The sequence below is a fragment of the Mitsuaria sp. MSU3D genome (genome assembly GCF_056867975.1).
The window spans coordinates 1,001,335-1,014,426 of sequence record NZ_CP200314.1 but is presented as its reverse complement, the minus strand read 5'-3'; the positions used below and the strand labels follow the sequence as shown (position 1 = coordinate 1,014,426).

Genomic DNA, 13,092 nt, shown 5'->3' with positions numbered 1-13,092 from the left:
CTTCGAAAATTCGTTGTAACGATTCGTCGGGCGCCCGAGGGCTGATGCCGCCCTCACCCGGGCCTCACCACACCTTGACGCAGGCCCCTTCGAGCACGAAGGTCGACGGCGTCGTCGGTGCCGGTCCATCGCTCGACTCCAGGCTGATCGCGACGCGACTCACGCTGAAGAAGAGCTTCTCGGACTCGGCCGGCAACGCGATCTGCGTCTGACCCGATGGGGAGACCGTGCCGACCACGAACGGCGCGCCGTCCTTCGGGATGGCCCACAGCGTGGCGCGACGGCCTTCAGACACGGCGATGGGGCGCAGCACTTTCACGGTGAGCAGCTTGCCGTGGCGCTTCGAACTCACGACGACGGACGGCGGCGCGGCTTCCGCGCTGAGCACGCCGACGTAGCTCGCGGGCAGCGCTTCCGAGGCGGGCTCCAGACCGACCGTGGTGGGCACCGTCTTCACGAGCACCACCGCGAGCAGCATGCCCGCCAGGACGCCGCCGGCCGCGCGACCGGTGAGCCAGCCCAGCACGGCGCTCAAGCCGCCACTCGCCTGGGTCGATTGCGCTTGCTGAGCACGCGGGAACAAGCGCAGCTCGATGCCCTGCCAGGTCGTGACGGGCGGCTGGATCGGCACCGGCGAACGCTCCATCACCGCCATGCGCTGCTCCCACTGCGCGACCGCAAGCGCGATCGGCCGTGAGTCGCGCATCAGCGCGACGAAGCGACGCCGCGCGGGTCCTTGCAACGTGCCCAGCACGTACTCGCGCGAGAGGTGTTCCACCAGCTCGGGTCGGTTGTAGTTCATGGCGCGGTCACCCCCCCGGCTTCGAGGCAGGCCTTGAGGCGATCGAGCCCCCGGCGCACCCACGCCTTGATCGTGCCGAGCGGCGCATGGAGCGCTTCGGCGATCTCGGTGTGGACCATGCCGCGGTAGTACGCGAGCGCCAGGGCCTGACGCTGCTGCGCGGACAGCGCCTGCATGCAGGCACCGATGCGGGCGTCGGCGAGGTTCTGCTCGAGCAGCTGCAGCGGCTCGCCGGCCGCGTCCGCCGGCACGGCGAGCGCGTCCTCGTCGAGTTCGACCGAGTGCTCGTCCTCGTTGCGGCGCGAGCGCAGCTGGTCGATGGCCTTGTTGCGGACGATGTTGATCATCCAGGTCATCGGCGTACCGGCATCGGGCCGGTAGGCCTGCGCGTGGTGCCAGATGCTCACGTAAGCCTCCTGGAGGTTCTCCTCCGCGCGCTGTTCGTTCCTCAACATACGCAAGGAGACGGAGAACAGATGCGCGCTCGTCAGTCGATAGACGAGCTCGAAGGCCGCGCGGTCGCGCAGCGCCACGCGGGCCATCAGGTGGGGGAGATCTTGATTCGCTTGCATCGCCGGGGTCACTGCCAGGACCCGGGATGATCGGTCAAGACGGACCTCACCGCGACGGGGTGGAACCCCAAAAGAGGTAGTCGGCGGTGTAGTCGATCCGGACGGTCCGGCCGGTGGCCGCCGCGACGCACTCCTGCGCCGACGGCGCGACACCACCCACCGTGTTGATGCGCTGCACGGCGTCGACGGGATCGAGGCCGCCGGTACCGCTGCGCGACTTCACCGTCAGCAGCAGCCAGGGAATGGCGCCCGCCGTCAGCGACGGAGACGATGCCTTGGCCTGGCCGACGATGCGGGAGCCATCCTCCAGGCGCCAGAACGGTCCGGCGCCGTGGTCGCCGACCTTGGCATTGCGCGCGTCGAAGAGCGTCGCTTCGGGCCCGCGGAACTGCCACTCCCAGGCGCCGTTGGCGGCCTGGGCGCATTCGTAGATCTGGACGCCGATGGCATGGACCTGCAGCACCAACCGCGAGCCGTCTGCGGGGCGAAGCGCCGGGGGGACGTCGGGGACCTTCACCGCGATCGCGTTCGCGGTCGCATTCGCCGGGTCAGGCAGGCGGGCCAGCACGTCCGCGGATGGTCGGGAGGCCTGCGCACTGGCGCAGGTGGCGACGGCGATGGCCAGAGCGGGAAAAACGGTAGCGGCGATTCGCTTCATGGAAATCTCCTTGGTCGGATGGCAGAAGGAGCGGCGTCAGTGCCGCACATCATCCACTTACGGAGAGAGGTCCAGGACGGATGCACCCGTCTTACAAACCCCGCACCATCTCCACGTGCGCGATCCCCGCCTCCTCGAACACCGGCCCGCGCCGCTGGAACCCCGCGCGGGTGTAGAACCCTTCGGCGCTCAGCTGCGCATGCAGCAGCACCTCGCGGTAGCCCTGCTCGCGACCGGCCTGCATCAGCGCGTCCAGCACCTGGCGACCGACGCGGCTGCCGCGCATCGGCGACAGCACCGCCATCCGCCCGATCTTGGCCACCCCCGGCACGTGCTCCAGCAGCCGGCCCGTCGCCAGCGGCCGGCCCAGCCGGTTGTAGGCCACCGCGTGCGTGCAACTCTCGTCGGCGGCGTCCCACTCCATTTCGGCGGGGATCTTCTGCTCCTCGACGAAGACGGCCTGGCGGATGCGGTGCGCGTCCTCGCCCACCGTCGCCCAGTTGCCCACGCGCGCCTCGGTCATCGCCTCGCCGCGCTCGAAGCCCAGCAGCAGGTCGCGCAGCGCCTGGGGCACCGCCTTGGGCACGCGCGCCACCGGATCCGCGAAGACATAGACCAGCTCGCCGTGCACCAGGCACTCGTCGCCGCGGAACACCGCGCAGCTCACCGTCAGCGAGCTCGTGCCCACGCGTTCCGTGCGCACGCCGATGTCGAGCAGCTCGTCGTAATGCGCCGAGCCGAGGTACTCGATCGTCGACTTGCGGACGAAGAGGTCGCCCTCCAGCGCCTGCATCGTCGGCGCGTAGGGCAGCGCCAGCGCGCGCCAGTAGCCGCCCACCGCCGTGTCGAAGTAGGTCAGGTAGTGGCCGTTGAAGACGATCTGCTGCGCGTCGATCTCGGCCCAGCGCACGCGCAGGCGTTCGAAGAAGCGGAAGCGGTCGCGGGTCAGGGCGTGGGGCGCGGTGGTGCTCATGCGGAAGCCCCGGTCGGGGTCGAGGAAGTCGTCGTCCCGGAAGCGGGATCGGAGGCGGGATCGGAAACAGGAACGGAAGCAGGAACAGGAGCAGGAACGGAAACCGGCGCCGGCAGGCCGAAGGCCGTCCTCAGCGCGTCCGCGCAGGCATCGAGCGCCTGCTCGGCCTCCGGAATGCTACGACCCATCTTGATGAAGTCGTGTGTCACGCCGCGGTACAGCTCCAGCCGCACCTCGTTGCCGCTGGCGCGCAGCAGGTCGGCGTAGGCGATGCCTTCGTCGATCAGCGGATCGGCCTCGGCCAGGATGAGCGTGGCGGGCGCCAGGTCCTCGTGGTCCTCGGCCTGCAGCGGCGCGAAGCGCCAGTCGTCGCGCTGTTCCGTCGGGATGTACTGGTTGAAGAACCAAGCGATCGTGTCGGCGTCCAGCAGATGGCCCTTGGCGAAGCGGCGGTGCGAGTCGGTGTCCGCATGCGCCGTCGCGCCGGGCGTGATCAGCAGCTGCATCACCAGCGACAGGCCCAGGCGGTCACGGATGTCGCGCGCATGCAGCGCCGTCACCGCGGCCAACGTGCCGCCGGCGCTGTCGCCGCCGACGGCGATGCGCGCGCGGTCCAGGCCCAGGTCGGTGGCGGCTGTCGCCAGCCATGCCAGCGCGGCCCAGCAGTCGTCGACCGCGGCCGGGAACGGATGGTCCGGCGCCAGGCGGTAGTCGACCGCGATCACCGCGGCGCCGGTGCGCAGCGCCAGCTGGCGGCACAGGCTGTCGTGGGTCTCGAGGCTGCCGATGACGAAGCCGCCGCCGTGGAAGTACAGCAGCACCGGCAGGCCGCGCGCGTCCCGCGCGGCCGCGTCCTCACGCGTGAATGGGGCGTAGAGGCGCGCGGCGATGTCGCCGGCGGGACCGGGGATTGCCAGATTCTCGATGCGCGGCAGCGGCGCCCGCGGCAGGTCCAGGATCTCGGCGCCCATGAGGTAGGCGATGCGGGCCTGCTTGGGCGTGAGGCTGTGGAACGACGGGCGGTTGGCGCGGTGGATGCGCTCCAGCACCGCGGCCATCCGCGGTGTCAACAAGGTGCTACTCAACGGGAACTCCAGGACGTAGGCTCGGCTGCTGCCAAACCCCAATCGCGGGATTCTCCCAGACCCCGCGGGCCCGCGCCGATGCGGCCCGCCATCACCAGGCAAAGGACGTCGCCCATGGCCCTGATCCAGTACCTCACCCACATCCACCTGGAGGCCGGCGCGCGCCGGCTGATCGGTGCCGAATGCGTGCGCGCCGGCATCGGCAAGCCGCTGATCGTCACCGACAAGGGCGTGCGCGCGGCCGGCGTGCTGGACCTGGTGCTCGAGGCCTGGGCCGCGTCGCCGATCGACGCGGCCGCCCTGCCCGTCTACGACGGTACGCCGCCCAACCCGACCGAGGCCGCCGTGCGCGAGGCCGTCGAGCTGTTCCGCGCCCACGGCTGCGACGGGCTGATCGCCGTCGGCGGCGGCTCCAGCATCGACCTGGCCAAGGGGGTGGCGATCGCCGCGAGGCACGACGGGCCGCTGACGCGCTACGCCACCATCCTCGGCGGCGCCGGCAACATCACGTCCCAGGCCGTGCCGCTGATCGCGGTGCCGACGACGGCGGGCACCGGCTCCGAGGTCGCGCGCGGCGCGATCATCATCGTGGACGACGGCCGCAAGCTCGGTTTCCACAACTGGGAGCTGATGCCCAAGTCGGCAGTCTGCGATCCGGAGCTGACGCGCAAGCTGCCCGCCTCGCTGACGGCCGCGACCGGCATGGACGCGATCGCGCATTGCATGGAGACCTTCATGTCGTCGGCCTTCAATCCGCCGGCCGACGGCATCGCGCTGGAAGGCCTGCGCCGCGGCTGGCGCCAGATCGAACGGGCCACCACGCATCCCGACGACATCGACGCCCGCCTGGACATGATGGCCGCGAGCACGATGGGCGCGCTCGCCTTCCAGAAGGGATTGGGCTGCGTGCACTCGCTGAGCCACGCGCTCGGCGGGCTCATGCCCAGGCTGCACCACGGCACGCTGAACGCGGTGTTCCTGCCGGCGGTGATCCGCTTCAACGGGATGCACGACTCGATGCGGCGCGACGACAAGATCGCCCGCATGGGCCATGCGATGAACCTGCAGGCAGGCACGCCGGCCGACGAGCTCGCCGCCGCCGTCAAGGCGATGAACCAGCGGCTGGGACTGCCCGCCGGCCTTGGCGAGATGGGCGTCACGGTCGATCTCTACGAGCAGATCATCGACCGCGCGTTGCACGACCACACCCACAAGACCAATCCGCGCGAAGCTTCCGCGAGCGACTACCGGAAGATGCTGGACGAGTCCCTGTGATCTACCAACTGGTAGATCACCCGTAGAATCGGGGGCTCCTTCATCCGATGCAGGCCCCATGACCGTCGAGCTCTCCCCCAAGGCTGCCGAGATCGTCGCGCACACGCGATCGCTGCTGGTCTCGGGCGGCTACAACAGCTTCAGCTACGCCGACCTGGCCGAACGCGTCAGCATCACCAAGGCCAGCATCCATCACCACTTCCCGAGCAAGGCGGTGCTGGTCCAACGCGTCGTCTCGCTCTATCGCGAGGAAGCGAGGAACGGCCTCGCCGGCCTGGTGCAGAAGATCGACAACCCGGTGGCCGAGCTCAACGCCTACGCGGACTACTGGGCCGGTTGCATCCGCAGCGGCGAACACCCGTTCTGCATCTGCGCGATGCTCGCCACCGAGATGCCGACCATCCCCGAGGAAGTCGCGATCGAGGTGCGAGGCCACTTCCACGATCTGGGCGCGTGGCTCGCGTCCGTGCTCAAGCGCGGCGTCGCGGCCGGACAGTTCCATCTGCCCGGTAGCCCGGCCGCGTCGGCGCGCGCCTTCATGGCGGTGGTGCACGGCGCCATGCTGGTGGCCCGCGCCGTGGACGACCCGAAGGCATTCGCAGCTGTCGTGCAGCCGGCGATCGTCAAGCTGACGCAGCCGGCCTGATTGCCACGGCCACTGGCCCTCACCCCTGCCCTTTCCCGCTTGCGGGAGAGGGTGGGGGTGAGGGCCAGCGGCGGAGGAAGTGCAGAAGCCTTCACCGATCTTCAGGTGCTTTGCCTGTGGTCTTCACCGCACGCAGGAAGTCGAAGTCCACGCCCTGGTCCGCCTGCGTGACGGTCTGCAGGAACAGCTTGCGATAGCCCCGCTCCGCCGTCGGCTCGACGACCGGGTGCTCGGCGGCACGCTTCGCCAGCTCCTCGTCGGAGACCAGCAGCGCGATCTCCCGATGCTTCACGCTCAGGCGGATGCGGTCGCCGTTGCGCACGTGGGCGAGCGGACCGCCCACAGCCGCCTCCGGCGTCACGTGCAGCACGATCGTCCCGAAGGCCGTGCCGCTCATGCGACCGTCGGACACGCGCACGATGTCCTTCACGCCCGCGCGCGCGAGCTTGCGCGGGATCGGGATGTAGCCCGCCTCGGGCATGCCCGGCGCGCCCTTCGGCCCGATGTTCTTCAGCACCAGGATGTCGTCGGCGGTGACGTCGAGGTCGTCGCTGTCGATGCGCGCGGCGAGGTCCGCGCTGTCCTCGAAGACGACCGCCCTGCCCTCATGCTCCATGAGCTTGGGATCCGCCGCCGACTGCTTGATGATCGCGCCGCCGGGCGCCAGGTTGCCGCGCAGCACGGCCAGGCCGCCCTGCGGATAGATCGGCCGGTCGAAGGAACGCACGACGTCCTGCGCAAAGCCCTCGCCGGCGCGTTCGATCTCCTCGCCCAGCGTGCGCCCGGTGACCGTCAGCGCCTCCAGGCGCAGCAGCGGCTTGAGCTCGCGCAGCAGCGTCGCCATGCCGCCCGCGTGGTGGAAGTCCTCCATGTAATGCTGGCCCGACGGCTTCAGGTCCAGCAGCACCGGCGTCTCGCGCCCCAGGCGGTCGAGGCCCGCGAGGTCGATGTCGATGCCCATGCGGCCCGCGATCGCGGTCAGGTGCACGATGCCGTTGGTGGAGCCGCCGATCGCGAGCAGCACCCGCAGCGCGTTCTCGAACGCCGCCGGCGTCAGGATCTTGTCGATCGTCAGGCCCTTGCGCGCCAGCTCGACCGCCTGCGCGCCGGTCTGCTCGGCCACGCGGATGCGGTCCGCGGTGACGGCCGGCGGCGAGGCACCGCCCGGCACCGTCATGCCGAGCGCCTCCGCCACGCAGGCCATCGTGCTGGCCGTGCCCATCACCGAGCAGGTGCCCACGCTCGCAACGAGCTGGTTGTTGACGTCGGCGATCTCCTGGTCGTCGATCTCGTCCGCGCGGTACTTGCCCCAGTAGCGGCGGCAGTCGGTGCAGGCGCCGACGCGCTCGCCGCGATGGCTGCCGGTCAGCATCGAGCCGGTGATCAGCTGGATCGCCGGGATGCCCGCCGACGCCGCGCCCATCAGCTGCGCCGGCACCGTCTTGTCGCAGCCGCCGATCAGCACCACCGCGTCCATCGGCTGCGCGCGCACCAGTTCCTCGGTGTCCATCGACATCAGGTTGCGCAGGTACATGCTGGTCGGGGCCGAGAAGCTCTCGTGCACCGAGATCGTCGGGAAGTCCATCGGCAGCCCGCCGGCGAGCATGATCCCGCGCTTCACCGCCTCCAGCAGCTGCGGCATGTTCCCGTGGCACGGGTTGTAGCTGCTGCCGGTGTTGGTGATGCCGATGACCGGCCGGGCCAGCGCATCGTCCGTGTAGCCCGCGCCCTTGATGAAGGCCTTGCGCAGGAACAGCGAGAAGCCCTGGTCGCCGTAGTGGGTGAGGCCCTTCTTCAGGCCCTTGGGTTGATCGCTCACGACTGCCTCACTCGTCTGCCTTGATGTTGGCCGCGGCGATGACCTTGGCCCATGTCGTCACTTCGCCCTTGAGGCGCTCCTGCGCGGCGGCCGGCGTCAGCGGCGCCTGCGCCACCACGCCCTGCTGGGCCAACTGTGCCAGCACCTCGGGCTTCTTGAGCGCCTTGTAGATCTCCGCGTTCAGGCGCGACACGACGTCCGCCGGCGTGCCCGCCGGCACCAGCACGCCGAAGGTCGAGGTCGCCAGCAGGCTGGGGAAGCCCGCCTCGGCCGTCGTCGGCACGTCGGGCAGGTTGGGATCCCGCGCGGACGCCGCCACGGCCAGCGGCGTCAGCTTGCCGCCCTTGATGAACTGCAGCACCGCCGGCACGGTCTCGGCCATGAACTGGATCTGACCCGCGATCAGGTCGGTGACGGCGGGGCCGCTGCCGCGGTAGGGGATGTTGTCGGTGGCGAGCTTGCCCTGGAGCTTCAGCATCTCCGACGCCATGCGCTGCGGCGCGCCGGCGCCGGAGGAGCCGAAGGAGGTCTTGCCGGGATTCGCCTGGATGTAGGCGACGAGCTCCTTCAGCGACTTCGCCGGCACCGAGGGGTTGGCCACGAAGACCAGGGGCACGCTGCCGACGACGGCCGCGGTCTGGAAGTCCTTGACCAGGTCGTAGCGGACCTTGCCCTTCTCCAGCGTCGCGATGGTGGCGTGGGAGGTCATCGCGCCCATCAGGATCGTGTAGCCGTCGGGCGCGGCCTTGGCCACCGCCTGCGCGCCGAGGTTGCCGCCCGCGCCGGCGCGGTTCTCGACGATGACCTGCTTGCCCAGCCCCGTCGACAGCTCCGCCGCGAGGATGCGGCCGATGATGTCGGTGGCGCCGCCGGGCGAGAACGGCACGATCATCGTGATGACCTTGTCCGGCCAGGTCGCGGCGGTGGCGGGGCCGCCCAGGGCGAGCGAGGACGCCGCCGCCGCGGCGGCGACGGCGAGGACCTGGCGGCGACGGACGCCGGAATTCCGAAGCACGGGACGGGGCAATGAGCGCGGCAATGAACGGGGCATGTTGTCTCCTGGCTGTGGTCAGCGGGGTTGTTATGAGTCGTTGTGGGTAGCGATGGTTGGCCAAAGACGACCTGAGAACAATTTGCTTCCCATTGCTTCAGAGCAAAAAATTCCTTATGTTCCGGAGCCGCCCGGTCGGGGCGACGGATGAAGGACGCCGGGATGGATCTGCGCTACGTTCAGAGCTTCGTGACGACGGTGGAGTGCGGCTCCATCGCGGAGGCCGCGCGGCGGCTCGACATGACCGCGCCGGCGGTGGCCGCGCGCCTGAAGGCGCTGGAGGACGACCTCGGCACGGCGCTGATCCGGCGCTCGGGGCGTTCGGTGAAGCCGACGGCGGCGGGGCTCAACATCTTCGACCGTGCCCGCAACATGCTGCGCGAGGAGCGCGACCTGCGCGCGCTCGCCAACGAGAAGGTGCAGTTGGGCGAACTGCGGCTGGGCGCGTTCGTCTCGGCGCTGACGACAGTGCTGCCGCCGGTGCTGCGGCGTCTCTACGCGAGCCATCCCGACCTCTCGGTCTCGGTCGTCTCGAACGCGTCGACGGAGTTGGTGCGCATGGTCGCGGCCGGCGACCTGGACGCCGCGGTGGTGGTGGAGCCTCAGTTCACGATCCCCAAGACCTGCGAGTGGCGCGAGCTGATGACGGAGCCGCTCGTCGTCGTGGCGCCGAAGGAGCTCGCCCGGCGCGACGCGCACGACCTGCTCCAGACCGAGCCCTTCATCCAGTACGACCGCTCCGTGCTCGGCGGTCAGCTGGCGGACCGATACCTGCGTCAGCAAGGCCTGACCCCGCGACGGCGGCTGGAGATCAACGGCCTGATGTCCATCGCCGCGATGGTCGACCAGGGGCTGGGGATCTCGCTGCTGCCGGACTGGTCGGCGCTGTGGTCCAGCGGCTTGTCGATCCAGAAGGTGCCACTGCCCGGCACGGCACCGGTCCGCAAGAGCGGCTTCGTCTGGAGCGCACGGAGCCCGCGCGCGCCGCTGGCACGGATGTTCCTGGAGCAGGCGGAGGCGCTGTTCGCCCCGAAGCTCAAGCGGAAACGGTGAGCCTTAAATCCTGGCAAAGCAGGCGAATAGATGCTTAAAATGACGCATGCTACTAAAAACCTGCCAAACCATCCGAATACAACTCCATTGACTTGATAGGCGTATAGTCCTGGTAAAACAGGAGGAAAGATGCGCAAAGTTGTTCGCGAACCTTTTCCCGACCCCATGGTTCGGGACGCCCAGGCCTTCGGGCAGGCAGTCCGTGCTGCCCGGACGGCGGCAGGCATCACCCTTGAAGCCGCCGCCGAGGCGCTGAGCATCAGCAAGGCGACGATGAGCGATCTTGAAGGCGGCAAGGGGACGGTGGCATTGGGTACGGCGCTGCGCGTCGCGCGGGATCTCGGCGTCGCCTTCTTCACGACGCCGCTGGTGACGCACTACGAGGCCGCGAGCGCGCTCCAGCATCTGCGCGTGAGTGACCCCATTCCATGGGGAGGCCCCAGCGCCGAACGCACCCGCTCCCTGAACGGACGCGTGGAAGGACCCGCAAAGTGATCAAGCTCGCGATCTGGGCGGCAGACCGCCGCGTTGGGACTCTCGCGTACGACCCGGCTGGCACGCTTTTCGATTTCAGCTATGCCGAAGAGTGGGAGCACTGGCCCGGCACCTTCCCTCTGAGCCCCCAGATGCACATGGCGCCGCGACTCCTCTCGCAGGCATCGGGTCCGGCGCGATTCGGGGACCTATCGCCAGAGACGCGCTCCGCGATCGTCCGAGCGTTCTTCCAGAACCTCATGCCGGAAGGGCAGGCCCTGGACGTGGCGGCACAGGCGAATGGCTTGTCGAAAGCAAATCTGGCGGGACTGCTGGTGGCCCTGGGCACCGAGACGGCGGGCGCGCTGAGCGTCAGTCTGGCCGATGCATCGACGCCGCCACGGATCGACATCGGTCGAAGCACACTGCGCCCGCTGCCGCCCGCAGAGCTGAGCGAACGCATCCGGGGGCGCCTCCAGACGCCCTTCTCCGTCTGGGACGGCAAGGTCAGGCTGTCGATTGCCGGGCTTCAGGACAAGATCGCAGTCTTCGAGGACGACAACGAGTTCTTCCTCGCCAACGGCGGCGACTTCGCCTCGACGGTCATCCTCAAGCCAGCACCGCTCGATCCACGTTTCGGCGAGCTTCCGGCCATCGAGCATGTCTGCATGCACCTCGCCGCCGCCGTCGGTATTCCGGCCGCCAAGACCCGCCTGCTCCACGTGCCGGAGCCAGTGCTGCTGGTCCAGCGCTTCGATCGCAGGCGCTCGGCAGACGGACGGGTCGAGCGGCTGCACATCATCGACGCCTGCCAGGCGTTGGGGCTCACGCCCGAGCTCAAGTACGAACGCGCCTACGGCGATCAGGACGCGGTGAAGCATCTGCGCGACGGGGCGTCGATGCAGCAGCTGTTCGGACTCGCTGCGATCGGCACGTCGCCGCTCGAGATGCAATCGCAACTCCTGGATCGCGTGATCTTCAACGTCCTCATCGGCAACACCGATGCGCATGGCAAGAACTGGTCGTTCTTCATCGAACGGCATCCCGGGCTGCTGCGCCTGGCGCCCGCCTACGACCTCGTGGACGTCGAAGCCGTGGCCGACGAGCACATGAGCACGAGCTTCGCCATGGGCATCGGCGATGCGTTCCATCTCGACGAACTCGGCGCATTCCAGTGGGCGAGCATGGCCCTGGAATGCGCCCTCGCACCGCGACAACTGGCAACGCGAATCCGGGCCTTGAGCACCCGACTGCCCAAGGCGCTCAAGGACTCACGTCCAATGCTGGAGGAGCAAGGCGTGCCCCCGGCATTGCTGGATGCCACGGCCGCACGCCTCCAACATCGTTGCGAGTTCATCGCAAAGCATGCGTCGTTGATTCCTCAGGTCTCGCCAGAGGACCTGATGTGACGCGTTCACACCGGTCCCCCGCCATGCCGCCCCGGCATAACAGCTAGCGCCATTCCAGCATTGGTCGCTGCGAGGCCACCGACCAGAATGCGCGCGGGCGGTGCCTCCCGGTCCGACCCGCAGCGCGCCGTCTCCGGCGCCGATTCCCCCACAAGGTCCCCATGAAGAGACAAGCATTCCTCTGGGCCGGCGCCGCGTTGGCGTTCGCCGCCCCGCTCGCGTTCGCGCAATCCCTCCCCGCCGGTCCGCTCAAGATCGTCGTCGGCTACTCGGCCGGCGGCGCCGTGGACGTGGTCGCCCGCGCGGTCGCCGTGCGGCTGCAGGCCGAGCTGAAGCAGCCCGTCATCGTCGACAACAAACCCGGCGGCGGCAGCAACATCGCCGCCCGCACCGTCGTGTCCGCGCCGGCCGACGGCGCCACGCTGCTGATGGCCGCCAACGCCGTCGCGGCCAACATGGCCCTTTACCAGCCGCCGCCGTACGACTCGGAGAAAGACCTGGCCCCCGTTGCGCTGATCGGCCGCGTGCCGGTCATCATCGCGGTCAATCCGGAGTCGCCGTACAAGACGCTGGCCCAGCTGATCGAGGCCGCCAAGGCCAAGCCGGAATCCGTCGGTTATGCGACGCCGGGCAACGGCTCCACGCCGCATCTGGCCGTCGAGCTGTTCGCCAGCGCCGCCAAGATCAACCTGATGCACGTGCCCTACAAGGGCGGCGCCCAGGCGCTCACCGACGTCATCGGCGGCCAGGTGCCCGTGGTGGCGCTCAACGCGCTCGAGATCCTGCCGCACTGGAAAAGCGGCAAGCTGCGCCCGCTCGCCGTGCTGAGCGCCAAACGCTCCAGCCTGTTCCCCGACGTGCCGACGATCGCGGAGTCCGGCTTCCCCGGTTTCGAGGCCTCGGTCTGGTACGGCCTGATGGCGCCGGCCGGCACGCCCAAGCCGGTGCTCGCCGCGCTGAGCGCCGCCGCCGTCAAGGCCGCTCAGTCGGCCGAGGTGAAGGAACGCCTGGCCCAGGCCGGCGGCGAGAGCACGCCCGGCGACGCCGCGGCCTTCGCCAAGCACCTGCATGCGGAGCGCGAGCGCTACACGAAGCTGATCACCGCCGCCAAGATCAAACCGGATTGAGCGGAACCTTCCCTTCGCAGGCCAGCCCTCGCGACGCGTCCGGGCGAGGCGCGCGCGCCTTGCCGGACGACGGGCGATCTGCGCGTCCGCCGCACGCTCCGCCCGGGTAATCACGCTCGTGATGCGCGGGGAATCGACGTCTCATCGA

At 69.4% G+C, this 13,092-nt stretch carries 13 protein-coding genes; 6 read left to right on the top strand and 7 right to left on the bottom strand.

Features of this window, described 5'->3' with window-relative positions:
* Positions 1–64: 64 nt before the first annotated feature.
* The 5 genes from AC1VNM_RS04585 to AC1VNM_RS04565 all read right to left on the bottom strand — a co-directional run bounded on the left by AC1VNM_RS04585 (position 65) and on the right by AC1VNM_RS04565 (position 4,063).
* Complete coding sequence (locus tag AC1VNM_RS04585; protein ID WP_483106038.1) at positions 65–802, bottom strand: anti-sigma factor; 738 nt, start codon at positions 800–802, stop codon at positions 65–67.
* Complete coding sequence (locus tag AC1VNM_RS04580) at positions 799–1,374, bottom strand: sigma-70 family RNA polymerase sigma factor (RefSeq protein ID WP_377155569.1); 576 nt, start codon at positions 1,372–1,374, stop codon at positions 799–801. The genes AC1VNM_RS04585 and AC1VNM_RS04580 overlap by 4 nt, the downstream gene beginning before the upstream one ends.
* Before the next feature lie 46 nt (positions 1,375–1,420).
* Positions 1,421–2,032, bottom strand: a complete 612-nt coding sequence (locus tag AC1VNM_RS04575; RefSeq protein ID WP_483106037.1) for a DUF3455 domain-containing protein — start codon at positions 2,030–2,032, stop codon at positions 1,421–1,423.
* A 91-nt stretch (positions 2,033–2,123) separates the two neighbouring features.
* Complete coding sequence (locus tag AC1VNM_RS04570) at positions 2,124–3,005, bottom strand: YbgC/FadM family acyl-CoA thioesterase (protein WP_431102879.1); 882 nt, start codon at positions 3,003–3,005, stop codon at positions 2,124–2,126.
* On the bottom strand, positions 3,002–4,063 hold the full coding sequence (locus AC1VNM_RS04565) for an alpha/beta hydrolase (RefSeq protein ID WP_483109239.1): 1,062 nt from the start codon (positions 4,061–4,063) through the stop codon (positions 3,002–3,004). The genes AC1VNM_RS04570 and AC1VNM_RS04565 overlap by 4 nt, the downstream gene beginning before the upstream one ends.
* 141 nt (positions 4,064–4,204) lie before the next feature.
* On the opposite strand from AC1VNM_RS04565, the gene AC1VNM_RS04560 reads away from it, so the two are divergent.
* The gene (locus AC1VNM_RS04560; protein ID WP_483106036.1) at positions 4,205–5,365 is read left to right on the top strand and encodes an iron-containing alcohol dehydrogenase; all 1,161 of its coding nucleotides are present in this window, start codon (positions 4,205–4,207) and stop codon (positions 5,363–5,365) included.
* Between the two features lie 58 nt (positions 5,366–5,423).
* Entirely contained in the window at positions 5,424–6,011 is a 588-nt protein-coding gene (locus AC1VNM_RS04555; RefSeq protein ID WP_377155574.1) for a TetR/AcrR family transcriptional regulator, read from the top strand.
* 91 nt (positions 6,012–6,102) lie between these two features.
* Here the strand turns inward: AC1VNM_RS04555 and AC1VNM_RS04550 are convergent, their stop codons facing one another.
* Together AC1VNM_RS04550 and AC1VNM_RS04545 are read right to left on the bottom strand one after the other, a co-directional pair.
* A complete protein-coding gene (locus tag AC1VNM_RS04550) occupies positions 6,103–7,830 on the bottom strand; it encodes an IlvD/Edd family dehydratase (RefSeq protein WP_483106035.1) in 1,728 nt (575 codons plus the stop codon).
* 7 nt (positions 7,831–7,837) lie between these two features.
* Complete coding sequence (locus tag AC1VNM_RS04545; protein WP_483106034.1) at positions 7,838–8,881, bottom strand: Bug family tripartite tricarboxylate transporter substrate binding protein; 1,044 nt, start codon at positions 8,879–8,881, stop codon at positions 7,838–7,840.
* A gap of 162 nt (positions 8,882–9,043) precedes the next feature.
* On the opposite strand from AC1VNM_RS04545, the gene AC1VNM_RS04540 reads away from it, so the two are divergent.
* From AC1VNM_RS04540 to AC1VNM_RS04525, 4 genes are all read left to right on the top strand, one after another.
* Entirely contained in the window at positions 9,044–9,934 is an 891-nt protein-coding gene (locus AC1VNM_RS04540; RefSeq protein WP_483106033.1) for a LysR family transcriptional regulator, read from the top strand.
* Positions 9,935–10,063: 129 nt separating this feature from the next.
* Entirely contained in the window at positions 10,064–10,429 is a 366-nt protein-coding gene (locus tag AC1VNM_RS04535; RefSeq protein ID WP_483106032.1) for a helix-turn-helix domain-containing protein, read from the top strand.
* Positions 10,426–11,817 (top strand): HipA domain-containing protein, encoded by a 1,392-nt coding sequence (locus AC1VNM_RS04530; protein WP_483106031.1) that lies wholly within the window; start codon positions 10,426–10,428, stop codon positions 11,815–11,817. Before AC1VNM_RS04535 ends, AC1VNM_RS04530 begins: the two co-directional genes overlap by 4 nt.
* A 161-nt stretch (positions 11,818–11,978) precedes the next feature.
* Positions 11,979–12,944, top strand: coding sequence for a tripartite tricarboxylate transporter substrate-binding protein (locus AC1VNM_RS04525; protein WP_483106030.1), 966 nt, complete (start codon positions 11,979–11,981; stop codon positions 12,942–12,944).
* Positions 12,945–13,092: the final 148 nt, after the last annotated feature.

Excerpts from the sequence above, each read along its gene's own strand:
- AC1VNM_RS04585 (WP_483106038.1), bottom strand. The coding sequence starts at position 802 with ATGAACTACAACCGACCCGAGCTGGTGGAACACCTCTCGCGCGAGTAC.
- AC1VNM_RS04580 (WP_377155569.1), bottom strand. The coding sequence starts at position 1,374 with ATGCAAGCGAATCAAGATCTCCCCCACCTGATGGCCCGCGTGGCGCTG.
- AC1VNM_RS04575 (WP_483106037.1), bottom strand. The coding sequence starts at position 2,032 with ATGAAGCGAATCGCCGCTACCGTTTTTCCCGCTCTGGCCATCGCCGTC.
- AC1VNM_RS04570 (WP_431102879.1), bottom strand. The coding sequence starts at position 3,005 with ATGAGCACCACCGCGCCCCACGCCCTGACCCGCGACCGCTTCCGCTTC.
- AC1VNM_RS04565 (WP_483109239.1), bottom strand. The coding sequence starts at position 4,063 with ATGGCCGCGGTGCTGGAGCGCATCCACCGCGCCAACCGCCCGTCGTTC.
- AC1VNM_RS04560 (WP_483106036.1), top strand. The coding sequence starts at position 4,205 with ATGGCCCTGATCCAGTACCTCACCCACATCCACCTGGAGGCCGGCGCG.
- AC1VNM_RS04555 (WP_377155574.1), top strand. The coding sequence starts at position 5,424 with ATGACCGTCGAGCTCTCCCCCAAGGCTGCCGAGATCGTCGCGCACACG.
- AC1VNM_RS04545 (WP_483106034.1), bottom strand. The coding sequence starts at position 8,881 with ATGCCCCGTTCATTGCCGCGCTCATTGCCCCGTCCCGTGCTTCGGAAT.
- AC1VNM_RS04540 (WP_483106033.1), top strand. The coding sequence starts at position 9,044 with ATGGATCTGCGCTACGTTCAGAGCTTCGTGACGACGGTGGAGTGCGGC.
- AC1VNM_RS04535 (WP_483106032.1), top strand. The coding sequence starts at position 10,064 with ATGCGCAAAGTTGTTCGCGAACCTTTTCCCGACCCCATGGTTCGGGAC.
- AC1VNM_RS04525 (WP_483106030.1), top strand. The coding sequence starts at position 11,979 with ATGAAGAGACAAGCATTCCTCTGGGCCGGCGCCGCGTTGGCGTTCGCC.